The sequence below is a fragment of the Sodalis sp. RH19 genome, from assembly GCF_047324215.1.
Classification (GTDB): domain Bacteria; phylum Pseudomonadota; class Gammaproteobacteria; order Enterobacterales; family Enterobacteriaceae; genus Acerihabitans.
In genome coordinates, this window is sequence record NZ_CP178734.1 from 4,422,007 (window position 1) to 4,447,136 (window position 25,130).

At 56.8% G+C, this 25,130-nt stretch carries 28 protein-coding genes; 19 read left to right on the forward strand and 9 right to left on the reverse strand.

All coding sequences use genetic code 11. The annotated features are described in order from the left end of the window. Positions 1–43 precede the first annotated feature (43 nt). Entirely contained in the window at positions 44–511 is a 468-nt protein-coding gene (trmL, locus tag ACL2XF_RS19895) for a tRNA (uridine(34)/cytosine(34)/5-carboxymethylaminomethyluridine(34)-2'-O)-methyltransferase TrmL (RefSeq protein WP_410012725.1), read from the forward strand. Between the two features lie 13 nt (positions 512–524). Here the strand turns inward: trmL and cysE are convergent, their stop codons facing one another. The 5 genes from cysE to ACL2XF_RS19920 are packed head-to-tail and all read right to left on the reverse strand — an operon-like array spanning position 525 to position 3,637. Beyond that, complete coding sequence (cysE, locus tag ACL2XF_RS19900) at positions 525–1,340, reverse strand: serine O-acetyltransferase (protein WP_410012726.1); 816 nt, start codon at positions 1,338–1,340, stop codon at positions 525–527. A 43-nt stretch (positions 1,341–1,383) separates the two neighbouring features. Next, the gene (gene gpsA, locus ACL2XF_RS19905) at positions 1,384–2,400 is read right to left on the reverse strand and encodes an NAD(P)H-dependent glycerol-3-phosphate dehydrogenase (RefSeq protein ID WP_410012727.1); all 1,017 of its coding nucleotides are present in this window, start codon (positions 2,398–2,400) and stop codon (positions 1,384–1,386) included. A gap of 2 nt (positions 2,401–2,402) precedes the next feature. After that, positions 2,403–2,873: a protein-export chaperone SecB gene (secB, locus tag ACL2XF_RS19910; protein ID WP_410012728.1), complete on the reverse strand. Its 471-nt coding sequence runs from the start codon at positions 2,871–2,873 to the stop codon at positions 2,403–2,405. 57 nt (positions 2,874–2,930) lie between these two features. Beyond that, a complete protein-coding gene (gene grxC / locus ACL2XF_RS19915; protein WP_331122111.1) occupies positions 2,931–3,182 on the reverse strand; it encodes a glutaredoxin 3 in 252 nt (83 codons plus the stop codon). A 23-nt stretch (positions 3,183–3,205) separates the two neighbouring features. Further along, entirely contained in the window at positions 3,206–3,637 is a 432-nt protein-coding gene (locus tag ACL2XF_RS19920) for a rhodanese-like domain-containing protein (protein WP_410012729.1), read from the reverse strand. A gap of 240 nt (positions 3,638–3,877) precedes the next feature. Between ACL2XF_RS19920 and envC the strand changes: the two genes are divergently transcribed. The 16 genes from envC (at position 3,878) to coaD (ending at position 20,918) form a co-directional block, all read left to right on the forward strand. Further along, on the forward strand, positions 3,878–5,176 hold the full coding sequence (gene envC / locus ACL2XF_RS19925) for a murein hydrolase activator EnvC (RefSeq protein ID WP_410012730.1): 1,299 nt from the start codon (positions 3,878–3,880) through the stop codon (positions 5,174–5,176). Position 5,177: 1 nt separating this feature from the next. Further along, positions 5,178–6,110: a divergent polysaccharide deacetylase family protein gene (locus ACL2XF_RS19930; RefSeq protein WP_410012731.1), complete on the forward strand. Its 933-nt coding sequence runs from the start codon at positions 5,178–5,180 to the stop codon at positions 6,108–6,110. A gap of 95 nt (positions 6,111–6,205) precedes the next feature. Next, positions 6,206–7,423 (forward strand): glycosyltransferase, encoded by a 1,218-nt coding sequence (locus ACL2XF_RS19935; protein WP_410016661.1) that lies wholly within the window; start codon positions 6,206–6,208, stop codon positions 7,421–7,423. A 7-nt stretch (positions 7,424–7,430) separates the two neighbouring features. Then, on the forward strand, positions 7,431–8,348 hold the full coding sequence (locus tag ACL2XF_RS19940) for a hypothetical protein (protein ID WP_413727406.1): 918 nt from the start codon (positions 7,431–7,433) through the stop codon (positions 8,346–8,348). Between the two features lie 142 nt (positions 8,349–8,490). Beyond that, positions 8,491–9,423, forward strand: a complete 933-nt coding sequence (gene rfaD, locus ACL2XF_RS19945; RefSeq protein WP_410012733.1) for an ADP-glyceromanno-heptose 6-epimerase — start codon at positions 8,491–8,493, stop codon at positions 9,421–9,423. Positions 9,424–9,450: 27 nt separating this feature from the next. After that, positions 9,451–10,500 (forward strand): ADP-heptose--LPS heptosyltransferase RfaF, encoded by a 1,050-nt coding sequence (gene rfaF / locus ACL2XF_RS19950; protein WP_410012734.1) that lies wholly within the window; start codon positions 9,451–9,453, stop codon positions 10,498–10,500. Beyond that, entirely contained in the window at positions 10,500–11,495 is a 996-nt protein-coding gene (gene rfaC / locus ACL2XF_RS19955; RefSeq protein WP_410012735.1) for a lipopolysaccharide heptosyltransferase RfaC, read from the forward strand. The genes rfaF and rfaC overlap by 1 nt, the downstream gene beginning before the upstream one ends. After that, on the forward strand, positions 11,495–12,586 hold the full coding sequence (locus ACL2XF_RS19960; protein ID WP_410012736.1) for a glycosyltransferase family 9 protein: 1,092 nt from the start codon (positions 11,495–11,497) through the stop codon (positions 12,584–12,586). Before rfaC ends, ACL2XF_RS19960 begins: the two co-directional genes overlap by 1 nt. After that, positions 12,579–13,586, forward strand: a complete 1,008-nt coding sequence (locus ACL2XF_RS19965; RefSeq protein WP_413727407.1) for a glycosyltransferase family 8 protein — start codon at positions 12,579–12,581, stop codon at positions 13,584–13,586. The genes ACL2XF_RS19960 and ACL2XF_RS19965 overlap by 8 nt, the downstream gene beginning before the upstream one ends. Continuing rightward, complete coding sequence (locus tag ACL2XF_RS19970) at positions 13,583–14,905, forward strand: O-antigen ligase family protein (protein WP_413721802.1); 1,323 nt, start codon at positions 13,583–13,585, stop codon at positions 14,903–14,905. Before ACL2XF_RS19965 ends, ACL2XF_RS19970 begins: the two co-directional genes overlap by 4 nt. 66 nt (positions 14,906–14,971) lie before the next feature. Further along, complete coding sequence (locus ACL2XF_RS19975; protein ID WP_410012739.1) at positions 14,972–15,976, forward strand: glycosyltransferase; 1,005 nt, start codon at positions 14,972–14,974, stop codon at positions 15,974–15,976. Positions 15,977–16,032: 56 nt separating this feature from the next. Beyond that, positions 16,033–17,118: a putative lipopolysaccharide heptosyltransferase III gene (gene rfaQ / locus ACL2XF_RS19980; RefSeq protein ID WP_410012740.1), complete on the forward strand. Its 1,086-nt coding sequence runs from the start codon at positions 16,033–16,035 to the stop codon at positions 17,116–17,118. Between the two features lie 10 nt (positions 17,119–17,128). After that, positions 17,129–18,259 carry a glycosyltransferase family 4 protein gene (locus ACL2XF_RS19985; protein WP_413728836.1) on the forward strand — a complete coding sequence of 377 codons (1,131 nt, stop codon included), beginning with the start codon at positions 17,129–17,131 and terminating at the stop codon, positions 18,257–18,259. Positions 18,260–18,387: 128 nt separating this feature from the next. Further along, positions 18,388–19,656 carry a lipid IV(A) 3-deoxy-D-manno-octulosonic acid transferase gene (gene waaA / locus ACL2XF_RS19990; protein ID WP_413721801.1) on the forward strand — a complete coding sequence of 423 codons (1,269 nt, stop codon included), beginning with the start codon at positions 18,388–18,390 and terminating at the stop codon, positions 19,654–19,656. Next, positions 19,657–20,436: a glycosyltransferase family 2 protein gene (locus ACL2XF_RS19995; protein WP_410012742.1), complete on the forward strand. Its 780-nt coding sequence runs from the start codon at positions 19,657–19,659 to the stop codon at positions 20,434–20,436. It abuts the gene before it with no gap. Continuing rightward, positions 20,436–20,918, forward strand: coding sequence for a pantetheine-phosphate adenylyltransferase (gene coaD / locus ACL2XF_RS20000; RefSeq protein ID WP_410012743.1), 483 nt, complete (start codon positions 20,436–20,438; stop codon positions 20,916–20,918). The genes ACL2XF_RS19995 and coaD overlap by 1 nt, the downstream gene beginning before the upstream one ends. Position 20,919: 1 nt before the next feature. Here the strand turns inward: coaD and mutM are convergent, their stop codons facing one another. The 4 genes from mutM to radC form a co-directional block, all read right to left on the reverse strand. After that, positions 20,920–21,729 carry a bifunctional DNA-formamidopyrimidine glycosylase/DNA-(apurinic or apyrimidinic site) lyase gene (mutM, locus tag ACL2XF_RS20005; protein ID WP_410012744.1) on the reverse strand — a complete coding sequence of 270 codons (810 nt, stop codon included), beginning with the start codon at positions 21,727–21,729 and terminating at the stop codon, positions 20,920–20,922. 162 nt (positions 21,730–21,891) lie between these two features. Further along, positions 21,892–22,059, reverse strand: a complete 168-nt coding sequence (gene rpmG / locus ACL2XF_RS20010; RefSeq protein WP_012882902.1) for a 50S ribosomal protein L33 — start codon at positions 22,057–22,059, stop codon at positions 21,892–21,894. Positions 22,060–22,070: 11 nt separating this feature from the next. Further along, positions 22,071–22,307, reverse strand: coding sequence for a 50S ribosomal protein L28 (gene rpmB, locus ACL2XF_RS20015; RefSeq protein ID WP_132924257.1), 237 nt, complete (start codon positions 22,305–22,307; stop codon positions 22,071–22,073). 240 nt (positions 22,308–22,547) lie between these two features. Beyond that, on the reverse strand, positions 22,548–23,234 hold the full coding sequence (gene radC / locus ACL2XF_RS20020; protein ID WP_413727408.1) for a RadC family protein: 687 nt from the start codon (positions 23,232–23,234) through the stop codon (positions 22,548–22,550). Positions 23,235–23,420: 186 nt separating this feature from the next. Between radC and coaBC the strand changes: the two genes are divergently transcribed. Together coaBC and dut are read left to right on the forward strand one after the other, a co-directional pair. Further along, on the forward strand, positions 23,421–24,635 hold the full coding sequence (gene coaBC / locus ACL2XF_RS20025; protein WP_413727409.1) for a bifunctional phosphopantothenoylcysteine decarboxylase/phosphopantothenate--cysteine ligase CoaBC: 1,215 nt from the start codon (positions 23,421–23,423) through the stop codon (positions 24,633–24,635). Beyond that, on the forward strand, positions 24,613–25,071 hold the full coding sequence (dut, locus tag ACL2XF_RS20030; RefSeq protein ID WP_410012747.1) for a dUTP diphosphatase: 459 nt from the start codon (positions 24,613–24,615) through the stop codon (positions 25,069–25,071). Before coaBC ends, dut begins: the two co-directional genes overlap by 23 nt. Positions 25,072–25,130: the final 59 nt, after the last annotated feature.

A 25,130-nucleotide genomic window follows, 5' to 3' on the forward strand; every position in this document is an offset into this window, starting at 1 on the left:
CGGCGTTTTATTTGCTATCCTTCGCCCTCGTCAAGGGGGCACCATGCTACACATCGTTTTATTCGAGCCGGAAATCCCGCCAAATACCGGCAATATCATACGCCTGTGCGCTAATACCGGGTTTCAGCTGCATCTGATCGAGCCGTTGGGGTTTACCTGGGATGATAAGCGCCTGCGCCGCGCCGGGCTGGATTACCATGAGTTCGCCGATATCAGGCGTCACCATGATTATGGCGCATTCCTGGCCGCGCAGGCGCCGCGGCGGCTGTTTGCCCTGACCACCAAGGGCAGTCCCGCCCACAGCGCGGTGAGCTATCAGCCGGGAGATTATTTGCTGTTCGGTCCGGAAACGCGCGGCTTACCGCCCGCCATTCTCGATACCCTGCCCGGGGATCATAAAATCCGCATTCCAATGCAACCCGGCAGCCGCAGCATGAATCTGTCCAATGCCGTCGCAGTGGTGGTTTATGAAGCCTGGCGCCAATTAGGGTATGAAAGCGCGCGCCCGTAGCCGTTAACGCCGGTCAAATGCCGTCGCCATATTCAAAACCATGGCCGCCGAAGAACTGGTCCATATCCATGGAGGGCTTATCGCTATCCGGCCGGCCGACAATCCTTGCGGGCACGCCGGCGGCGGTGGTATGGGGCGGCACCGATTGCAGCACCACGGAACCCGCGCCGATTTTGGCGCCCCGCCCGACCTCGATATTGCCAAGGATAGTTGCGCCGGCGCCAATCATTACGCCTTCGCGGATCTTGGGGTGGCGATCGCCGCTGGTTTTTCCGGTCCCGCCGAGCGTGACCGACTGGAGGATGGAGACATCGTTTTCCACAACGGCCGTTTCACCGATAACGATACCGGTGGCATGATCGAGCATAATGCCGCAGCCGATATTGGCGGCCGGATGGATATCGACGCCGAAGGAAACCGAAATCTGGTTTTGGAAATAGATCGCCATCGCCTTGCGATCCTGGCGCCACAACCAGTGGCCGATGCGATAGGCCTGCAGGGCGTGGAACCCCTTGAGATACAGCAGCGGGGTGGAAAATTTATCCACCGCCGGATCGCGCAGGCGCACCGCGTGGATATCGCGCGCGGCCGAAATAATCATCTGCAGATCGGCGCTGTAGGCCTCTTCGACGATTTCCCGGATGGCGATGGCCGGCATAATCGGGTTGGCGAGCTTATTGGCCAGCATATAGCTGAGCGCGCTGCCGAGGTTTTCATGTTTGAGCAGGGTCGCATGAAAAAAACTGGCCAGCATGGGTTCACAATCCGCCAGCAAACGTGCTTCAGCTTTAATGTTATTCCAGACTAATTCCAATTCTTCAGTGGACATACTCACTACCTTCCGCGGATGGCTATCTTCTGACATACCGGCGTCAGCCGCCGGTTTTCTCATCTTTCTGCGCCCGGCCCAGCAAGGTCAGGGCGGCTTCCCGGGCATTTTTATCCCGGTAGAGCACCTGGTAGATTTGCTCGGTGATCGGCATTTCCACCCCTGCGCGCCCGGCCAGCGCCAGTACTTCCTTGGTGTTACGGTAACCTTCCACCACCTGGCCGATGGTATCCTGCGCGGACTGCACATCGATGCCCTGGCCCAGGAGCATGCCGAAACGCCGGTTACGGGATTGATTGTCGGTACAGGTCAATACCAGGTCGCCCAAACCGGCCATGCCCATGAACGTGCTCGGATCGGCGCCCAGCGCCGTGCCGAGGCGGGTCATTTCAGCCAGTCCGCGGGTAATCAGGGCGGTACGGGCGTTGGCGCCGAAACCGATGCCGTCGGACATGCCGGCGCCGATGGCAATGACATTTTTAACCGCGCCGCCGAGCTGGACGCCGATAAAATCAGGGTTGCCATAGACCCGGAAACTTTTGCCGCAGTGGAGTAAATTCTGTAAATCCGCCGAAAAAACGGCGTCGGTGGCGGCCAGGGCGATAGCGGTGGGCAGGCCCGCCGCCAGTTCCTTGGCAAAGGTCGGTCCGGAGATGACCGCCAGGGGAATAGCGTCGCCCAGCACGTCGCGCGCGACATCCGCCAGCAACCGTCCGGTTTCCGTCTCCAGGCCCTTGGTCGCCCAGACCACCCGCGCATCCGGCCGCAGGTGCGGCTTAAGCTGCGTCAGGACGCTGCCGAACACGTGGCTGGGGACTACGATCAACACATCGCGGCCGGCGGCGAGCGCCAGCGATAAATCGCTCTCCAGGCGCAGCGAGGGCGGGAAAGGCACATCGGGCAAGAACGCCTGGTTGCACCGCGCCGCCTGCAGCGCCTGGATATGTTGCGGATCGTGCCCCCACAGCACCACCTCATGACCGTTGCGTGCCAGGGTAATAGCCAGGGCCGTACCGTAGGAACCGGCACCGATAACAATCATTGAGGCGTTAGCGTGCATTATCAGGCTTCCTGCGCCGGTTGGCTTCCTTCGCTTTCCGACTGCTGTTGCAGGTAGTTCATGAACAAGGCGTCAAAGTTTACCGGCGCCAGGTTCAATTGCGGGAACGTGCCGCGCGAAACCTGGCTGGTGATGCATTCACGGGCATACGGGAACAGGATATTCGGGCAGTACGCGCCCAGGCAATGGGCCATTTGCGTGCCGTCGATGCCGGAGATGGTGAAAATCCCCGCCTGCTGGACTTCACATAAAAACGCGGTTTCCTCGCCCAGCGAGGCAGTGACGGTAACCCGCAGCACCACTTCATAGATGCCTTCCGCCAGCTGGCTGGAAGCGGTATCCAGATCCAGTTTGATTTCCGGCTGCCATTCCAGCTGGAAAACCTTCGGCGCGTTCGGCGCTTCAAACGAGACGTCTTTGGTGTAGATACGCTGGATCTGAAACGCCATCTCGGTACTATTTTGTTCTGACATTAAAAAAACCCTATGGTTAATTTGCTGCATGCGCCCGCGCACGTCAGCCGGCCCCGTCTATTTCAGCAGGGGATCCAGGCCGCCGCGCGCATCAAGCGCGTGTAAATCATCACAGCCACCCACGTGCTGTCCGTCGATGAAAATTTGTGGAACCGTGGTGCGCCCGCTGCGTTTAATCATTTCTTCCCGTTTATCCGCGTCCCCGTCAATGGGTATTTCCTGGAACACGGCGTTCTTGCGGGTGAGTAAAGCCTTGGCGCGATGGCAATATGGACACGTTGATTTAGTGTAGATTTCTATATTGGCCATGGTTCCCCCTCTCAGGTGATAATTTATTTACCCCGGACCAGCGGTAAATTTTCTCCGCTCCAGCCGGATATGCCTTCTTTCAGAACATAAACCCGATCAAAGCCTGCTTTATTCAGGTTTTCGGCCGGTTCGCGAGACGTGCTGCCGGTGGCGCAAACGACAATAACCGGTTTGGTCTTGGCCTTGTCAAGCTCGCCCAGGCTGCCGCTTTTTATCTCGGCCGACGTCAGGTTAAGCGCGTTGGCGATATGCCCTTTACGGTAATCATCCCGGGTACGCAGATCAACGATCACTGCGTCTTCCTTGTTGATCAAGCGGATGGCTTCGCCGCGGGAAATTTCATTAACCTTGGAAAAACGATTTTTGAACGTTGTTACGATGACGGCGATCAATAAAGCGACCCACGCCAAACATAGCATAGGGTGATCGCTGACAAACTGCGTAATTTCTTGCATGGGGTGTAAAAGCTCCCGTTAGTTGTGGCCACGCTTTAAAGCCTTCGAGTATACCCTCGCATTACGGCAAATTCAGCCAATATACATGACCGGAAAGAAGAAACTACCTGCAATGCGCGTCATGTCGCTAAAAACCGGGCGGTTTATCAACCGTTTCCTCCGGTCCGCGCGCGCCGCCGCCGCGGTATTGCCGCAAGAGATGACTGGTAAGCGGCTGGTCAACGTGGAATAATCCAGACAATGAGGGGAAAGGCATCGTTGAACAGATTGAGTCACAGGGAAAACGGCCCGCAGCGCCGTCCTTCCGCGCGAAAACTTACCATGTACGCCAGCATTATCTTCGCTGGCGTTATGTTATTGCCTGCCAGCAGCCATGCCGAGGATAACAAGGAACAGCTCAAAACCCTGCAGCAAAGCATTGCCGAAAAAGAAAAAAACGTGCATTTGCAACAGCAGCAGCGCGGCAAACTGCTCGGACAGTTGAAACAGCAGGAAATCGCCGTTTCCCAATCCAGCCGCATCCTGCACGAAACGCAGACCACGCTTGCGGCGCTGGACAAGGCTATCGCCCGGCTGAACCAGTCCATCAAACAATTGGAAGCACGTTTGGCCGAGCAGCAAAAACTGCTGGCACAACAGCTTGACGCCGCGTTCCGCCAAGGCCGCAATGCGGGCATGCAGCTGATTCTGAGCGGTGAGCAGAGCCAGCGTAACGAGCGTATCTTCGCTTATTACAGCTACCTGAATGAAGCGCGGGAAAAATCCATCCGCGACCTGGGCGCGACCCGGCAGGCGCTGGCGGACCAGAAAAAAGACCTGCAGCAAAAGCAGCAGCAGCAAACCGCCCTGTTGCAACAGCAGCACGCGCAGCAAGATGCGCTGGAAAAAGCCCGCGCGGCCAGGCGTAAAACCCTCTCCGGTCTCGACTCGTCTATCGCGCAGGATCAGCAAACACTGAACGAACTGCGCCAGAACGAATCGCGACTGCGGGATAATATCGCCCGGGCGGAGCGGGAAGCGCGGGCGCGGGCCGAGCGTGAAGCGCGGGAGGCGCAGCAGGTGCGCGAACGTCAGGAACAGGCCAAACGCAAAGGCGATACGTATAAACCTTCGCCCAGCGAACGCGCCCTGGTATCCCGCACCGGCGGCCTGGGCCAGCCGGCGGGCCAGGATCTGTGGCCGGTCCGGGGACGTACGCTGCATCGGTTTGGTGAATCCCTGCAGGGTGAACTACGCTGGAAGGGCATGGTCATCGCCGCGGCCGAAGGCAGCGAAGTCAGGGCCATCGCCGACGGACGCGTCCTGATGGCCGACTGGCTGCAGGGATATGGGCTGGTAGTGGTGGTTGAACATGGCAAAGGCGATATGAGCCTTTACGGTTATAACCAGAGCGCGCTGGTCAGCGTGGGCGCCCAGGTCCGATCCGGCCAGCCTATTGCGCTGGTGGGCAGCAGCGGCGGCCAGGGCACTCCTGCGCTTTATTTTGAAATTCGTCGCCAGGGCCAGGCGGTGAATCCGTTACCCTGGTTAGGAAGATAGTTTGCTAAGGAAAAACCTTCATCGCATTTTAGTCTGCACGCTGCTCGCCGCCTCCACCGGTGTGGACGCCGGCAAACTGGCTATCGTCATTGATGACTTCGGCTATCAGCCGCATAACGAGTATCAGGTACTCGCCATGCCGACGGCGGTGTCGATTGCGGTGCTGCCGAATGCGCCCTACGCGCGGGAAATGGCCACCAGGGCGCATCAGCAGGGGCGCGAAGTGCTGATCCACCTGCCGATGGCGCCCCTGAGCAAGCAACCCCTGGAACGCGATACCCTGCGCCCCGAGATGAGCCGCGATGAAATAACGCGCATCGTGCGCGACGCGGTCGGCAAGGTGCCCTTCGCCGTGGGGGTCAACAACCATATGGGCAGCGCCATGACCTCAAGCCTTGGCGGCATGCAGAATGTCATGCAGGTGCTGAAACAATACCCCTTTTATTTTCTCGATAGCATGACCATCGGCAACAGCCAGTCGCGCCAGGCGGCGGCGGGCACCGGCATCAGCGTCATCAGGCGCAACGTTTTTTTGGACGATACCAGCAACGAAGCGGACATTCGCCAGCAGTTCAACCGCGCCGTGGCCCTGGCCCGGCGTAACGGTTCAGCCATCGCCATCGGTCACCCCCACCCCAATACCGTCAGGGTCTTGGCGCAAATGTTGCCCACGCTGCCCGCGGATATTGTGCTGGTGCGCCCGAGCATGTTATTGAATGAACGTTACGCCCCGGCCCCCGCGCCGGAACCGAAGCCCGTCAGGCCGCGCAATCCGTTCCACGGCATCCCGCAATGTACCGTGAAACAGGCGCCGCCGCCGGTGTACGCCGACGCCATGTTCAAGGCCATATTCTCTAGCCTGGATGAGACGCGGCGGGTTATGCTCGGGGAGCATGGCAAACCGCTCCCGGCGCCGCTGCGCCCGGAAAAATAGCGGATCCCGGCAATAAATAACGGAATAGTGACGGGGCGGTGCCCGCGTTAATGTACCTTAAATGATAATCATTCAAATATTGGGAATGCATGACGATGCCACAAAGCCGGATGAAAATTCTTCTCTTGGACAGCGGCAAGGAATGGGGCGGCGGCACCAACAGCATGCTGGAATTGCTTAAACGCATCGACCGCGAAAAATTCGACATCAGCTGCTGTTTTTACAATAATTATGCCCGCGATAATAACGAAACGGTCAGCGAGGTCCTGGCCGCGCTGGGGATTCAGGTGTTCTTCATTCCCCAGACCCGGCAACCTGCCTGGGCCAAATGGGGCAAGGAAATCCTGCGCACCCTGCTTTTCTTCAATAAAAAGGTTCGTCTCGCCGCGATTTACGCCATCGACAAAATCTGGCGAATTGATCCCAATATCAATAAAATCAGTTCATTACTGGAAATGGGCCAATATGATATTTTATATATGAACAACCAGCCCAGCTCCAATGTCGAGGGGTACTACGCCACCATGGGCTTATCGACCACCGTGGTGCAACATTGCCGTATCGAACCCGTGATGAGCCGCCAGATAGTCAGAATGGTCAATACCCTGTGCCATGCCATTATCTCGGTATCCTCCGGGGTGCAGGACAAGCTGATCCAAAGCGGCGTGCAGCCGGAGATCTGTTATACGGTGTTTAACGGTATCGACATCGATCAGCCCCTGCCGGACGGACTCCCGCTGCGCCACACCCTTGGCGCCGACGATCACACCTTTATCTTCGGCAGCATAGGCTCGCTTATCCCGCGCAAGGCCCATCACCATACCCTGCAGGCCCTGCATTTATTCAACCAGGCCTACCCCGAGGCACGCTGGAAAATGGTGATCGTCGGCGCGGGTCCCGAGCATCAGCGATTGGTCCGGATGGCCGCCGGCTTTCGTCTGCTGGATAAGGTGATTTTTACCGGTTTCAAAAGCAACGCCATGGAATACCTGGCCGCCTTTGATACCTTCATCCTGGCGTCGCGCAGCGAAGGACTGCCGCGCGTGATCCTTGAAGCCATGCTGCTGAATACGGTGGTCATCGGTTCCGATGTCACCGGCACCATGGAATTGATTAAACATCAGGAAACCGGACTGCTATTCCCCTACGGCGATACCCAGGCCCTGTTCAAACAGTTGAAAACGGTTTACCTGGACGCCCAATACCGCCGCACGCTGGCCCAGCAGGCCAACCATATGGTAAAGACCCACTTCACCATTGATAAATATGTCCTGGGTGTCGAAGCCGTGCTCGGCAGCATAAAAACGCTTTGAGGTAGATATGTTCGAATTTCTTAACGCCAAATATCGCCATATCGTCCGTCGTCATAATATCGCTTATGACGAAAAAATAGACGCTTCCCTGCCTTGGGTGCCGGTAACGTCCGTCGTGATCCCCTCGGTGGGCGAGGATTATATTGAGGAAGCGATGCTGAGCGCCACCTTTGCGCAGCGTTATGCGCAGGAGGTGCGTGAAATCGTGATTGTCACCGACCAGCCGGCGCATAAATTTCCGCCGCTGCCCGAAAAGGTCAGGATAGTTACCCTGGCGCTGGAAACCCGTGACGGCGATTATCGCTATAAACAAATCTATCTCAGCCGCCTGGTCAAGCTGCAGGCGCCTCTGCAGGCCCGCACCGAGGGTATATTGATGATCGATTCCGATTTGAACCTGCTGCGGATGCCCGTTATCCGCCTGGTGGACGATCATATTTACTCCAGTTTCCGGCAGGGGAAAATGACGGCTAAACTCAGCCGCGCCGCGCCGGAACGCATCCCGGCATATTATCGCGATGCCGTGCGGCCGGGCCTGCTGGATCATGTTAACGGCGCTTTTCTTGCGGCTACGGCCAGCACCTGGCGGCGGATGTGTCCCATATGGACGGCTTTTTTCATCGATACCTGGACGCAATTGGGCGATGATCAGCCGCCGACCGACCAATTGCCTCTGGCCGCCATGCTCGATACGCTTGATATCCGCACCATCAACCTGGGCGACTGGATGAATTGGCCGGTGTCGAAAAAAATCGGCGGCACGCCCTCGGTGATTCCAGCGCAGGTAGTGGGGGCGCATGGGGGTTTTCCGCTGGCGGAGTGGCAAAAATATCTGGCGTCCCCCGATGGCGAACTGCTGTTCAAATCACAGGATTATACCCGAAAAGTGCGCTATCTCACTGATAATGAAAAGCAATCATTATGACTGCATGCATTCCTCATGGCATGGCGATAACCCGGCGGCATTTTACCGCACGGATACTAAGGTCACAGAGGAAATGGTATCATAGTGGACATAAAGGAGCAGACACAGTGCCAGCTCCGCGTAAGCTCAACAAGGGTATCCCATGATAGTCGTCACAGGTGGGGCCGGATTTATCGGCAGTAATATTGTTAAGTCGCTGAACAACCTCGGGCACAGCGATATCCTGGTGGTGGATAACCTCAAGGACGGCACAAAATTCATTAATCTGGTAGAGGCGAATATCACCGATTATATGGATAAGGAAGATTTTATCGCCAGCATCATGGCCGGCGATGATTTTGGCGATATCGAAGCCGTATTCCATGAGGGCGCCTGTTCCTCCACCACCGAATGGGACGGCAAGTATATGATGGATAACAACTATCAATACTCCAAGGAGCTGCTGCATTATTGCCTTGAGCGTTCGATTCCCTTTCTGTACGCCTCCTCCGCCGCCACCTACGGCGGCAGGACGGAACATTTTATCGAACAACGGCAGTACGAGCAGCCGCTGAATGTGTACGGCTACTCAAAATTCCTGTTCGATCAGTATGTTCGCGCTATATTGCCGGAAGCCGAGTCCCAGATTTGCGGTTTTCGCTACTTTAACGTGTATGGTCCGCATGAAGGTCATAAAGGCAGCATGGCCAGCGTCGCGTTCCATTTGAATAACCAGATCAATGCCGGTGAAAACCCCAAATTATTTTCCGGCAGCGAAGGCTTTAAACGTGATTTCATCTACGTCGGCGATGTGGCCGAGGTGAATTTATGGTTTTGGCAAAAAGGGGTTTCCGGTATTTTCAACTGCGGCACCGGACGGGCGGAGTCCTTCCAGGCGGTAGCGGACGCGGTGCTGGATTTCCATAAAAAAGGCCAGATTGAGTATATCGATTTCCCCGAGAAACTCAGGGGGCGTTACCAGGCTTACACCCAGGCCGATCTGACCCAGCTGCGGGCCGCGGGCTACACTAAGTCGTTCAAAACCGTGGCCGAAGGCGTGGGCGAATATTTAGCATGGTTAAATCGCAACCATTAATGCACAGGCAAGGATGATATCAGCGGTATGAAAATACTGGTTATCGGGCCGTCGTGGGTTGGCGATATGATGATGTCGCAAAGCCTGTACCGTACCCTGCTGAGCCTTCATCCCGGCGCGGAAATAGAGGTGATGGCGCCCGATTGGTGCCGTCCGTTGCTAAACCGTATGCCGGAGGTGAAGCAGGCGCTGTCGATGCCGCTTGGCCATGGCGCGTTGGCGTTGGCGCAGCGGCGGCGGCTTGGCCTCAGACTGAAAAAGCAGCATTATCAGCAGGCCATCGTACTGCCCAACTCCTTCAAATCCGCCCTGGTGCCTTTTTTTGCCGGCATCGCCAGGCGCACCGGCTGGCGCGGTGAAATGCGCTACGGCCTGTTAAACGATCTGCGCGTGCTGGATAAAACCGCGTTTCCCCTCATGGTGCAGCGCTATGTGGCGCTGGCATATGATAAAGCGGATATCCGCAGCGCGGAGGATTTACCGCAGCCATTGCTCTGGCCGCGCCTTGAGGTCCGGCGGGATGAAATCCTGGCTGCCCGCGCCGCCTTTTCCCTCACCACGGAACGGCCGGCCATCGGTTTTTGTCCCGGCGCGGAATTCGGGCCGGCCAAGCGCTGGCCCCATTATCATTACGCCGCGCTGGCAGGCACGCTTATCGCCCGCGGCTATCAGGTCCTGCTGTTCGGCTCGGCGAAAGATCGCGCCACCGCCGACGAGATAACCGGCATGCTGGAGGCGTCCGCGGGCGAACACTGCCGCAATCTGGCGGGGCAAACATCCCTTGAACAGGCGGTGGCCCTGCTGGCCGGTTGTCGGGCGGTGGTCAGCAACGATTCCGGCTTGATGCATATCGCCGCCGCGCTGGAGAGACCCCTGGTGGCGCTTTACGGCCCCAGCAGTCCCGATTTTACCCCGCCGCTGGCCCGGCATGCCAAAGTGATCCGTTTAATCAGCGGTTATCAGCGCATCCGTAAAGGGAGCGACGCACAAGGCTATCATCAGAGCCTGATGGATATCCAGCCCGAGCGGGTGGCGGCAGAGCTGGACACACTGCTCGCTGCGGATGAGGGGCGCTGATGCAGGTGCTGATTGTCAAAACCTCCTCCATGGGCGACGTGCTGCATACGCTGCCCGCCCTGACCGACGCCATGCATGCGTTGCCGGGCATTCGTTTTGATTGGGTGGTGGAAGAAGGTTTTGCGCAGATCCCCTCATGGCACCCGGCGGTCGACCGGGTGATACCGGTGGCAATCAGGCGTTGGCGCAAAAACTGGTTTGGCGCGGCAACCCGCCAGGAACGCTGCGACTTTAAGCGCCAGCTGCAGCTAAAACGCTACGATCGGGTGATCGATGCGCAGGGATTGATAAAAAGCGCCGCGCTGGTGACCCGGGTTGCCCGGGGGGAAAAACATGGACTGGATGGCAAAAGCGCGCGTGAACCTTTTGCGAGCTGGTTTTATAATCATCGCCATCACATCGATCGCCAGCAGCACGCCGTTGAGCGCATTCGCCAGCTGTTTGCCGTCAGCCTCGGTTATGACGTGCCGGCGGGACCCGGGGATTATGCCATTGCCGGACATTTTACCGGCGCCGCCGCCCGGCATGATCCTGTCGCGCCTTATCTGGTTTTTTTGCATGCCACCACCCGGAAAGAAAAACATTGGCCGGAAACGCATTGGCGCGAGCTGATAGAATTGTTATCGCCCAGCGGTTTTGACATCAGGCTGCCCTGGGGCACCGCGTCGGAATATGAACGCGCCCTGCGTCTTTCGGACAATTTCCCTTCAGTTGTGGTGCTTCCCAGGCTTAATCTGGCGGGAGTGGCCGACGTGCTGGCCGGCGCGACGGCGGTGGTCTCGGTTGACACCGGCTTAAGCCATCTTGCCGCCGCGCTCGATCGGCCGAATATTACGCTATACGGTCCCACCGATCCCGGGCTTATTGGTGGTTACGGCAATAATCAGCATGCATTGCAGTCAGAGGATAACCGGCTGGAGAATCTCCCGGCAACGCGTGTTTACGCCGAGTTGGCTGCCCTGTTATCGCGTGAGGCAAGCGGACGAATTAACTAATGAGCTATGTGTTTCTGTTTATTTTATTGCTACCAATAAAGTTAGCGCTAAAGCCATTCCAAAAGCACACTGGTAGAAATTTAATTATCCAAACCGCCAAGATTGGCGATTTTGTCAATATCACGCCGCTGCTGCAGCAGCTTGGCCGATCGGACGCGCTGCTTAGCCGGACGGTGGCGCCGCTCGCCTCCCGCGACAGCACGCTGGCGGACTACTTTTTTATTGAAGAATACAAATCCGGCTTGTTAAAAAAAATGCGTTTGGCGCTGAAGCTGCTTAACCGCTATAGCAATGTCTACCTGCTGCAACCCAATAGCACCAACCTGTTTTACGCCGCCGTCTGCAATGCGCCCAATAAACAGTTTCTTACCGTCTACACGCGCAAATGGTACCACGGCATTTTTTATCTGACGGCCTCAGGCTGCGTTGAACACCGCCGCGACACGCTGACGCTTGAGAACTACCTGAAGCTTGCCGACCGCTCTCTGACCTGGCGCAGCCAGCCCAAACATGCCACGTTTCCGCTCTGGCAACCGCCGCGGGCATTGCCGATACCTGACGCGCCGGGGAAAATAAAAATCGGCATCAGCATCTCCGCCGGCAATAAAGCCAAAACCATTCCCGCCGCCGTCTGGGGGCAAATCCTGGCCACCCTTGCGCCCCTGCCCTGTGTTTTTTATGTTTTCGGGCCACAGGATGAACAGCGCTACCTGGACGAGTTTTACCAGGTTAACGGCGACGCCGGCAATGTGGTTAGCCTGGTCGGACAGTTGCGGCTTGAGGAAATTCCCTGCGCCATAGCGCGCATGGATTGCTACATAGCATCGGATTCGGGCAACGTGTATATCGCCGACGCGCAGCGGGTACCGGTAATCTGCCTGGCGGGCCCATGCTGTATGGCCGAACAGCGGCCTTTGGGCCAGGTGCTTATCATCGCGCCGGCGGATATTGCGCCATCATCGTTTGTATTTTCCGCGCCTTACCGCTTTGAACAATCGCCGCTCAGATTATTTGCGCTAACGCCGGCTAATCGCGACGATATTTTCGCCTTTGTTGCTAGACTTAGTCATAAGGAAGTGATCAATGGATAGCAAAGTCGTGACAAACATGATTGAGCATCAAGAGATGCTCATTGATACGTTGCCGGCCGCCTCCCAACCTGTCTGTCATATTGCGTTTGGCGTTGATAACCAGTATGCGCGCGGTATGGGTGTAACGTTGTTTTCTTTGCTGGAAAATAATCCGGATAGCTATTTTCATATCCATATTTTCAGCAACGGCTTGGCCGATGACGTCAAAAAGAAGCTGCTTACCCTGGTGGCGGGGCGCGCGCTTGCCATGACATTATACAAATACCATAGCGGCTGTTTTGATGACATGCCCTGTATCGGCCGGTATGCCAAAACGATTTACTACCGTATTTTTATTCCGTTAATACTTAAGGACAGGGTGTCGCGGGTGATCTATCTGGACGCGGATACGTTGTGCATTGGTAGCATCAATCCCTTGATTGATCTCTCTTTTGATAATTACACCCTCTGCGCGGTCAACGATAATAAACGCGCGCGCGCTACGCTTTGCCCGGAGCTGAGCCTGGCCTCGGGAAATTATTTTAATTCGGGGTTTCTGTATATCAATGTCCCGCTATGGCTGGAGCGTAACACCACCGCGCGCTTGCTGAAGGTACTGAACGAAAAGGGCGATTATTTCCGTTTTCCCGACCAGGATGCGCTTAACCTGGTGTTGGAAAAAGAAGTCCTGCTATTGCCTAAAAAATATAACTACATCTATGATATTATTGCCAATAAGGTCAATCATCGGCCCAAACTCCCCGCCGATACCGTGCTGATCCACTACACAGGCAAATGTAAACCCTGGCATTTATGGGGCTCGGGGCCGTTGGCCGATCTCTACAGTACGTATTATCTGCGTACGCCCTGGCAATCCGAACCCTTGGATATCCCGGTCAAACATAAGGAAATGAAGCGCTACGCTTATGTGCTTTGGTTTCAAAAGCGTTATTCTGATAGCCTGATGTGGCTGATAAGATACATAAAAAATAAATATTTCCATGCTGGAACCGCTAAATGATTGCTTTGAATAATGCTTATCGCTGGCGCAATGTTGATCACGTTCTTTCGCTGACCTACTTTTTTCTCATCAGTATTTCCATCGCTTTTTTTTTGTTTTCAGGACCGGTGAGCCGCAATGCGTTTTACATCCTGACCTATATCAGCGTCATACATTTCCTCATCCTGGTTTTCAAAGTCGATAAAAAAATTCATTTTTACGTTTTTCCGACCTTGTTTTTCCTGTTGGGCCTGAGCAAATTAGTGTGGCTGTCGTTAACCAGCAGTCCCGATTTCCCCTTGGTTGCCTACCATTATCAAATTAGCGGTAAGCGTATGGTTCTGGGGGCTTTTGTGCTTTACTGCATCGAACGCAACAGGACAACCTGGCATTTCAGCTTCCGCGCCGCCAACCTCGCCGGCTACCTGATGTTTGCGCTGCTGGCGCTCATCGCTATTACCGATACGCTGCAATACCTGAAGACCGGCGTGCGGATAAAAATCAACGCCGATGCAGCCACCTCGGGCGCCTATATGCTGGTGCTGTTTTCAATGATCGCCGTCTACTGCCTGCGCCGATTTGCGCCGCATCTCTACCGTCCGCTCTGCCTGCTGGCCATCGGCCTGACCCTGGTGACATTGTTGGCCACCGAGACCCGTTCGGCCTTGGTGTTTTATGGGATATTCGTGATCTTTTGCCTGGGGCATGAATTGTTTTACGGCAAAAAAAACCATAAACGCATTTTTGCCACCGCCATTGTGATTTTAGGCGTCTGCGCCCTGCTCTACGGCAAATCCTATTATCATCCGGCGTTGGACCGCCTGGACGGTATCCAGCAAGAGGCGGAGCTCTATATGCAAGGTCAAAACAGCACCTCGCTGGGAGCGCGCCTTAGCTTATGGAAATCCGCCTGGCACAGTTTTGGCGAGCACCCGTTCGGGCAATCGGTGGACAGCCGCAATGCGCTGGCAACGCGCTATATTCAGCAGCACGAAGCGGGAAACCAGGAAGCATTGAATAACGTACAATATCACATGCATAACGATCTGCTGGATACGCTCTCATTACAGGGTATCTTTGGCGCGCTTTTGATGCTGGCGGTGTTTGTGGCGCTGCTGGTTTACCCGTTTGTCCTGTTTTCGGGCGCGGGGGCATTTTTACTGCTGTCGCTGCCGGTGGTTATCTTTAGCCAGGTCGACTGTCAATTTTATAATCGCGAATCGCCCTACTTTATCATGATGGTTTTGGGTTATCTGCTGCTGTTGCGCCAGGTCGCCCCGGCCCCCGAAACGGTAAAAAGCCGGGTAGACAGCGCTGATAAGACCACCAATGCCGTTTAACCATGCAAGCCTATCGGCCGATACGGCCCGGGGGTATAGCGTCACTTTGGCCGGAAAGTTTATTGTATGACTGCTAACATGCCGTCCGTAGCCCCCGTTAAGCTGAGCGTCATTATCCCCCTGTATAACGCGGGCGAAAAGTTTGCCGCTTTTATGGATTCGCTGCTCGCCCAGACGCTGCATGACATTGAGATCATTATCGTCAACGACGGTTCCACCGACGGTTCGCAAACCCTGGCCCAAAAATATGCGCAAGACTACGGGCATATTACCGTTATCAACCAGCCCAACGGCGGCGTATCGCGCGCGCGCAATGCCGGCCTGGCCATTGCCCGCGGCGCTTATGTCACCTTCCCCGATGCCGACGATCTGCTGTATCCCGCGCTGTACCAGACGCTCATGGACATGGCCGAGGGGGATGACCTTGACGTCGCCCAATGTAACGGCGAGCGTTTTTTCCTTGGCTCGAAGCGCATTAAAACGTTAATACCGCCGGAGCGCCTGACATCCACCGGGGTGCTGGACGGACCGACCTGGCTGCGCAAGGCCCTGGCGACCAGACGCTATCTGCATGTGGTATGGCTTGGCATCTATCGCCTGGCGTTGATAAGACAGCTCAACCTCAGCTTTGAGCCGGGATTGCATCATCAGGATATTCCCTGGACCACGGAGCTGATGTTTAACGCCCGCCGGGTGCGCTATACCCAAGAGGTGCTGTACCGCTATTACATCCATGATCAGTCCATCAGCAATCAAAAAAGAACCGGCATGAAAAACGTTGAGTACCAGCGCCATTACATCCGCATTGCGCAACGCCTGGAAGAAATAAACCAACGCTATCGCGGCAAGATAACAATGTATCCCGAATTCGCCTTCCAGGTGACGCATGAAGCATTATCCGTTTGTCATTCCCTGCGCCGCGAACCTGACCCGGCGGCCAGGCAAATCATGATTAATGATATCTTTGCCAGCGGAACCCATAAGCGTATGATCCGCAATGCCCGCGGCATTAAGCAGTGGTACCAGCTATTGCTGTGGCTGCGCAGGATCTATGCGTGGCGCGAGCGCTGAATTTTAGCGTAATTCCATGGTCTGAGTTATCAGAATATCAATAGGTCTGCGCCAACATGTCCATTCGCCATGCCGTTCCATCCGCCCCGGTAAAAAGAATTCTGTTAATCAAACTACGCCATCACGGCGATATGCTGTTGACCACGCCGGTTATCAATACCCTGCGCGGGCACTATCCTGATTGCGAAATCGATGTGCTGCTCTACAAAGAAACCGAAGCCATACTCCGCTACCATCCGGCGATAGCGGTTATCCATGCCATCGATCGTTCCTGGAAAAAACAAGGCATCCGCTATCAGCTTAAACAGGAGCTGGCGCTGCTGAAAAGCATTCGCGCCCGCCATTTCGACCTGGTGATCAACCTGGCCGATCAGTGGCGCAGCGCCGCCATCACGTTATTAAGCGGGGCGCCGGTGCGCATCGGCTTCAATTATCAAAAACGGCAGTCGTTTATCTGGCGCAGGGCGCATACCTGCCTGGTCGCCACCGACAACCATGGCGCGCTGCATACCGTTGAGCAAAACCTCAGTATCCTGGCGCCGCTGAATATCGCGATTACCGACCGCCGCGCCTCGATGCACTACTCGCCCGACGACGAGGCCAGCCGGCGGCGCCTGCTGGCCGAACGCGCCGTCACCGGCGAATATATCGTTATCCAGCCCACGTCGCGCTGGACCTACAAATGCTGGGACGACGCCAAGATGGCGCAGTTAATCGACGCCCTGCAATCCCAGGGATTAGCCATTATCCTCACCGCCGGGCCGGATAAAAAAGAGCGCGACATGATCGCGCATATCCAGTCCCTTTGCCATAATCCCCAGGTCGTCTCCCTGGCGGGGGAGCTGACGCTGACCCAGCTGGCGGCGCTTATCGATCATGCCAGGCTGTTTATCGGCGTCGATTCGGCGCCGATGCATATGGCCGCGGCGCTCAATACCCCCTGCGTGGCCTTGTTCGGCCCGACCAAACTGCAGCACTGGCGGCCGTGGAGCGATAACAGCACCGTGATCTGGGCCGGCGATTTTGCCGAGATCCCGCGGCCCGACGCCATAGATACCCGGACACGGGAGCGTTATCTCGACGCCATTCCCGTTGAGACGGTATTGGACGCCGCGCGGTATTATTTATCAACAGCACCGTAAGCAGGGCATGATGAAAAAAACCAGGCTGGCGATAGTCCGGCAAAAGTACCGCCCCGACGGCGGCGCGGAGCGTTTTATTACCCGGGCGCTGGATGCCCTGGATAATTCCGGGCTGGAACTGAATATCCTGACACGGCAATGGTCGGGCGAACCCCGGCCCGACTGGCATGTGCATATCTGCAACCCGGCCAAATGGGGCCGGGTGTCCCGTGAGCGCGGTTTTGCCCGGGCCGCCCGGCGTTGCTGGCAACATGAGCATTTCGATTTAGTGCAAAGCCATGAGCGTATCGCCGGCTGCGATGTTTTCCGCGCCGGCGACGGCGTACACCGGGTCTGGCTTGAGCAGCGGGCGCGTATTATCCCGGCGCACCAGCGGTGGCTGACCTCGTTAAGCGGCTATCACCGTTATGTGCTGGCGGCGGAAGAGGCGATGTTTCACGCGCCCGAGTTAAAAAAGATCATTTGCAATTCCCTGATGGTGAAAAACGACATTATCCGTTGCTATCAAGTGCCGGAAGAGAAATTTTCCCTGATTTACAACGCCATCGATTCGACCCGCTTTTATCCCGCCGCGCCGGAACAGCGCAGGCGCGTCAGGGAGCGCATGGTTATCCCGGAGCAGGCCTGCGCCCTGATCTATGTCGGTTCCGGATTTGAACGCAAAGGGTTGAAAGCGGCCATCGCCGCCATCGCCGCCACCGATCGCTACCTGATCGTGGTGGGCCAGGATAAGCAGCAGGATAAATATCGCGCTTTCGCCCAGGGATTAGGCTGCCTGCAGCGCATTCGTTTTGTCGGGGTACAAACGGACGTACTCCCCTTTTATCATGGGGCCGACGGTTTGATTTTACCCACCCTCTACGATCCGTTCCCAAACGTAATACTGGAAGCCATGGCCTGCGGCCTGCCGGTGATTACCAGCGAGCGCTGCGGCGGCGCGGAGTTTATCGAGGCCGGGAGAGAAGGATTTGTCTGCGATGCGCTGGATATCAAAACGCTGACGGAGTGCGCCAACGCCATACCTTCGCGCCAGCGCCAGCCCGGAATGGGTCTGGCCGCCCGTGAACGGGTGAAAGACTGTACTCCCGCGCGTCTTTCCCAGCAATTGACCGGGCTATACACCCAATTGTTATCCGTATAAAAACACTTGATATAATGTGGGAAAGCGACTTATCTGTTAGCATGGACGCGCTTAAAATGCGCTTTTAATAATTTGGTTAAACATTAACTCTGCACACCAGCCGCGGTGCCTTACTATAGCTAACTATAATGATCTATAACATACTCATCTATCTTATCCAGCCGCTGATATGGATTCGGTTATTATGGCGCAGCCGTAAGGCGCCGGCATATCGCCGCCGCTGGGCTGAACGCTACGGATATTGCCAGGGCAAGGTAAAACCCGGCGGCATTATGCTGCATTCGGTATCGGTCGGCGAGACCCTGGCGGCGATACCTTTGGTACGCGCACTGCGCCACCGTTACCCATTTTTGCCCATTACCGTCACCACCATGACGCCCACCGGCTCGGAGCGGGTCCAGTCCGCCTTCGGCAAGGATGTGCACCATGTTTATTTGCCCTACGATCTGCCGGGGGCCATGAACCGTTTCCTGAACCAGGTGAATCCCAAGCTGGTTATCGTGATGGAAACCGAACTTTGGCCTAACCTGATCAAAGCCCTGCACAAACGTAAAATCCCCCTGGTGGTCGCCAACGCGCGTTTATCCGCCCGCTCCGCCGCCGGTTACAAAAAATTCAGCACGTTTATCGCCCGGATCATGGAGCGGATTACGCTTATCGCCGCGCAAACCCAGGAAGACGGCGACCGCTTTCTGCAACTGGGGCTGAAACGAAACCAGCTGGCCGTCACCGGCAGCCTGAAATTCGATATATCAGTCACCCCGGAACTGGCGGCGCGGGCGCTGACGCTGCGGCGCCAGTGGGCGTCGCGCCGCCCGGTATGGATTGCCACCAGCACCCACGAAGGTGAGGAAACCCTTCTCCTGCAGGCCCATCGCCAGCTGCTGGCCGCCTTTCCCGATCTGCTGCTGATCCTGGTGCCGCGCCATCCGGAACGCTTCCCGGTGGCGCGGGAAATGACGCAAAAGGCCGGTTTAACCTCGATATTACGCAGCTCCGGCGATATTCCCGCTCATGATACGCAGGTGGTGATCGGCGACACCATGGGCGAGCTGATGCTGCTGTACGGTATTGCCGATCTGGCCTTTGTCGGCGGCAGCCTGGTCGAGCGCGGCGGCCATAATCCGCTGGAGGCCGCGGCCCATGCCATCCCGGTGCTGATGGGCCCCCATACCATCAATTTCAAGGACATCTGCGGCAAGCTTGCCGAAGCCGGGGGATTGATTACCGTGACCGACGTCCCGACGCTGGTCAAGGAAATCACTACCCTGCTGACCGACGAAGATTATCGCCTGTATTACGGCCGTCACGCGGTGGAAGTGTTGCACCAAAACCAGGGCGCCCTGCAGCGGCTGCTACACTTGCTGGAGCCATACCTGCCACAGCGGAGTCAATAAATGCCGTCGCAAACGCGTCTGTCGGTGGTGCTCATTACCCGTAACGAAGCCGGGCTGCTGCCGGACTGCCTGGCATCGGTGCAATGGGCGGACGAAATCGTGGTGCTGGACTCATCCAGCACCGACTCGACGCGCCACATCGCCCTGCAGGCCGGCGCCCGGGTTTTTGAAGCCGAAGGGTGGCCGGGCTTCGGCAAACAGCGCCAGCGCGCGCAGGGGTACGCCACCGGCGATTTTATCCTGATGCTCGACGCCGATGAACGGGTAACACCCGGCCTCAAGCGCGCCATTGAACAGATAATCCGCCTGCCCCCCCAACCTGATACCGTTTACAGCTGCGCGCGCTCCAACCTGTTTCTCGGCCGCTTTATGCGCCACAGCGGCTGGTATCCGGATCGGGTGGTGCGGCTGTATGCCCGCGAACACTTTCGCTACAACGATAATCCGGTGCATGAATCCCTGGATATCGGCAGCGCGCGGGTCGTCAAACTTGAAGGTTGCCTGCAACATCTTACCTGCCGCGATCTGATGGCTTTCCAGCGCAAACAGCTGCAATATGCCGAGGCCTGGGCGCTTGAGCGCCACCGGCAAAATAAAAAATGTGGTTTTTTCGCCATCATCGGACATACGCTCGGCGCGTTTATCAAGACCTGGCTGCTCCGCGCCGGTTTTCTGGACGGCAAGCAGGGTTTGTTGCTGGCAATAGTGAACGCGCAGTATACATTTAATAAGTATGCCGCCCTGTGGGCGCTTGGCCGCACTATCAAGAGAGAAGCCTGATGACAACCAAAGCCATTTATCCGGGCACCTTTGATCCGCTCACCAACGGCCATCTCGATTTGGTGACCCGCGCCGCGAAGATGTTCGACCACGTGATCCTGGCCATTGCCTACAGTCCGAGCAAAAAGCCGCTGTTTTCCCTTGAGGAACGCGTCGACCTGGCCCGGCAGGTTACCGGCCATTTGCCCAACGTCGAGGTTATTGGTTTTAGCGATTTGATGGCCAACTTTGCCCGCCAGCAGCAGGCCAATATCCTGGTGCGCGGACTGCGGGCGGTATCGGATTTCGAATATGAAATGCAGCTGGCCAAGATGAACCAGCACCTGATGCCGGAACTGGAAAGCGTGTTCCTGATGCCGGCCCAGGCGTGGTCTTATATCTCATCGACGCTGGTCAAAGAGGTCGCCCTGCACGGCGGCAACGTCGATCATTTCCTGCCTGACCCTATCGCCCGGGAAGTTAACGCGCGCCTGCAGCCCTGACTCAATGCTGGCAGTGGGGGCAAAAGAAGGTGCTGCGCTGGCCGTGCTTCGCCGTCTGGATCGGTGTCCCGCATACCCGGCAGCTTTCTCCCCCGCGCCCATAGACCTGCAGTTCCTGCACAAAATAGCCGGGCTTGCCGTCCGTTTGCATAAAATCGCGCAGCGTGGTGCCGCCCTGCGCTATGGAGCGCAGCAATACCGCCTTGATGGTTTCCGCCAGCAGCCCGGACTCGGCCTCGGTCAGCGAACCGGCGGGGCGCCCGGGCAAGATGCCCGCCACAAACAGCGACTCGCTGGCATAGATATTGCCCACGCCCACCACCAGTTTATTATCCATCAGCCAGGGTTTGACCGGCGTGCGCTTATTGCGTGATTTGCCGAACAGCCAGCGGCCATTAAATTCATCGCTCAGCGGCTCCGGCCCCAGATGCGCGAGCACGCGGCTGGTGGCCAGATCGGCGCTCCACAGCCAGGCGCCGAAACGCCTGGGATCGGTATAGCGGATGGTGCAGCCGTTGCTCATCAGCAGATCCACATGGTCATGTTTTTCCGGCGCCGCCGGCTGCGGCAAGACACGCAGGCTGCCGGACATACCCAGGTGGATAATGATCCAGCCGTCGCCAAGCTCCAGCAGCAGATATTTGGCCCGCCGCTGCACGCTGATGACCAGACGGTCGCGCAGGGCGATGATTTCGTCGGACACCGGCCAGCGCAGGCGCGCGTTGCGCACCACCGCCCGGACAATATGCTGACCGGCGACCCAAGGCTCTATGCCGCGCCGGCTGGTTTCCACCTCGGGGAGTTCTGGCATATACCACCTGTTGTTTTTTAATGCCGCGCAGGCACATGTTGCTCAGGTAAAATAACATGATGATAAAGAGCGCGAAGCACAATTGCCCTTTTCAACAAAACGCCTGCAAAACACGTCATAAAAAAACCCGGCCGGGGCCGGGTTTTTTGCAATCCGCTAAAATTATTTGATTTTAGCTTCTTTGTAAAGTACGTGCTGGCGTACAACCGGATCGAATTTTTTCAATTCCAACTTTTCCGGTTTGGTACGTTTATTCTTCGTAGTGGTATAGTAGTGACCAGTACCAGCAGAAGAAACCAGCTTGATCTTCTCGCGAACACCTTTAGCCATGATTCAGTTCCTTAATACTTTTCACCGCGGGCACGCAAATCGGTCAAGACCGTTTCGATGCCCTTCTTATCAATCACACGCATACCTTTAGCAGATACACGCAGCGTAACAAAGCGTTTTTCGCTCTCAACCCAAAAACGGTGAGAGTGCAGGTTAGGCAGAAAACGGCGTTTGGTCGCATTCATTGCGTGGGAGCGGTTGTTGCCGCTCACCGGGCGCTTGCCGGTAACTTGGCAGACTCGGGACATGTCTATTCTCCAAAAATCTAATCAGCTCGAGCTTCGTAAAAAGGTGTTAGCCGCCTCGTCAGGCTTTAGAGCCCATCTCAGCACATTCACTGAGGAGAGACTTTCAACAGATTTAAATCTGCTGAGATAGGCTCTCAACGCTACACCCAGGATTCTCAAAGGTGGCGTAGTATACGCTTTGAAGCGCAAGTGCTCAAGTCCCGCGCAACTAAAGATCCCGGAGGATCGCAGGAAAGCGTCTCACAACCACCCTTTTTCGGCAAAAGAGACGTATTCTCCCGCCCCAATGACCAAATGATCGAGTACCCGGATATCCAGGAACAAGCACGCTTTGACCACCAGATCGGTTACATCCCGATCGGCGCGGCTGGGTTCGGCTTTTCCCGACGGATGATTGTGCGCTAAAATTATCGCCGCCGCATTGACTTTAAGCGCCTCGCGCAGGATTTCACGCGGATGCACCTCAACGCTGTTCACCGTGCCCTGGAACATCTCCTGATGGCTAATCAGGCGGTGCTGGTTATCCAGGAACATGACCACGAAGACTTCGCGCTCCCGGCGCGCCAGTAATAATTGCAGGTAGCCGCGGGTGATCTCCGGGCTGGTCATGGCGTTTTCGCGTATCAGATGGGAGCAATAAAAACGATGCGCCATCTCGCCGATGGCCTGCAACTGGGCGTATTTAGAATTGCCCAGTCCCTTGACGGCGCAAAGGGTCTGCCGGTCCGCCGTGATGAGTTTATGGACGGAGCCGAACCGCGCCAGCAGGCTTTCGGCATATTGCATAACGTGCATGCCCGGCACGCCGGTACGCAGGAACAGCGCCAGCAGCTCCGCATCGCTGAGCATTGCCGGGCCGAACAACAGTAATTTCTCGCGCGGCGCCAGTTTATCGCGCCATCCTTTCACCTTATGCTGCTCTTCCATCCGCCCGCCTCCGTTCATCCGCCCGCCTATCATGCCACCATGCGCGGCCCGGTTCGACGCGGTAAAAGAGAAGTTGCGGCCGGCGCTGCAATTTAACACTGGGTGCTTCTTGACGAGAGAGATGCCTGTTCTCGGAAGGGTTATGATAAAATGTTTTTTACTTAAGCTTACAAGCGGACAACCGAAATGACGGAACTTGCCGGCAAGCATATTGTGCTGGGTGTGAGCGGTGGCATCGCAGCCTATAAAAGCCCTGAACTCGTGCGCCGTCTGCGCGAAAGGGGAGCGGATGTGCGGGTGGTCATGACGCCCGCGGCCAAGGCGTTTATTACTCCGCTGACAATGCAGGCGGTATCGGGCCATACTGTTTCCGACGATCTGCTCGACCCCGCCGCCGAAGCGGCCATGGGCCATATCGAGCTGGGCAAATGGGCGGATCTGGTCCTGATTGCCCCCGCCAGCGCCGATCTGATGGCCCGTATCGCCGCGGGCATGGCCAACGATTTGCTCACCACCGTTTGCCTGGCCACCGCCGCCAGGATCGCCATAGCGCCGGCCATGAACCAGCAAATGTACCGGGCGCCGGCTACCCAGGCCAACCTGCGCACCCTGGAGTCCCGCGGCGTATTGCTCTGGGGTCCGGATATCGGCAGCCAGGCCTGCGGCGACATCGGCCCGGGCAGGATGCTCGATCCCCTGGATCTGGTCGATCTGGCGCGCCGGCATTTCACCGTCGATCGCTCTTTGGAACATCTCAATATCATGGTGACCGCCGGCCCCACCCGCGAAGCCCTCGATCCGGTGCGCTATATCAGCAACCATAGCTCCGGCAAGATGGGTTACGCCATTGCCATGGCGGCGGCCCGGAAAGGCGCCCACGTCACGCTGGTGACCGGCCCGGTGAATTTACCCACGCCGGCCGGCGTCTGGCGCGTCAATGTCACCACCGCGCAGGAAATGCAGGATGCGGTGATGAAAGACATCGGCGATCAGCACATCTTTATCGGCTGCGCCGCCGTGGCGGATTACCGCGCGGCCGAGCCGGCGGAGGAAAAAATCAAAACCCGGGGTGAGGAAATCACCATCAGGATGATCAAGAACCCGGATATCGTGGCAAGCGTCGGCGCGCTAACGCAACATCGTCCCTATGTGGTCGGATTTGCCGCTGAAACCCAGAATATGGAAGAATACGCCCGGCGCAAACGCGCGGCGAAAAATATGGATTTGATTTGCGCCAATGATGTTTCCCAGCCGGGACAGGGTTTTAACAGCGAGACCAACGCGCTGCATCTGTTTTGGCAAGACGGGGATACCCGGTTACCGCTAAGCGATAAGTCCCTGCTTGGTCAACGTTTAATTGACGAGATTGTCAGCCGTTATGATGAAAAAAATCGACCTTAAGATCCTCGATAGCCGCATAGGCGATCGTTTCCCCTTGCCCGCCTATGCCACGACGGGCTCCGCCGGGCTGGATTTACGCGCCTGTATCGACGACGCCGTGGTGCTGGCGCCCGGTGAAACCACCCTTATCCCCACCGGCCTGGCGGTACATATCGCCGATACCGGCCTGGCGGCAGTGGTGCTGCCCCGTTCAGGGCTGGGCCATAAGCACGGCATCGTGCTGGGCAATCTGGTGGGGCTCATCGATTCGGATTACCAGGGACCGCTGATGGTGTCCGTCTGGAATCGCGGCCAGCATGTGTTCACCATCGAACCGGGAGAACGCCTGGCGCAAATGGTGTTTGTACCCATCGTCCAGGTGGAATTCAACGTCGTCGACGAGTTTACCGCCAGCTCCCGCGGGGAAGGCGGTTTCGGCCATTCCGGCCGCCAGTAGGCGTTAACGGGCGGATCTTCCCCGGCATCGACAATTCACTCTTTTAACGCCGTAACACA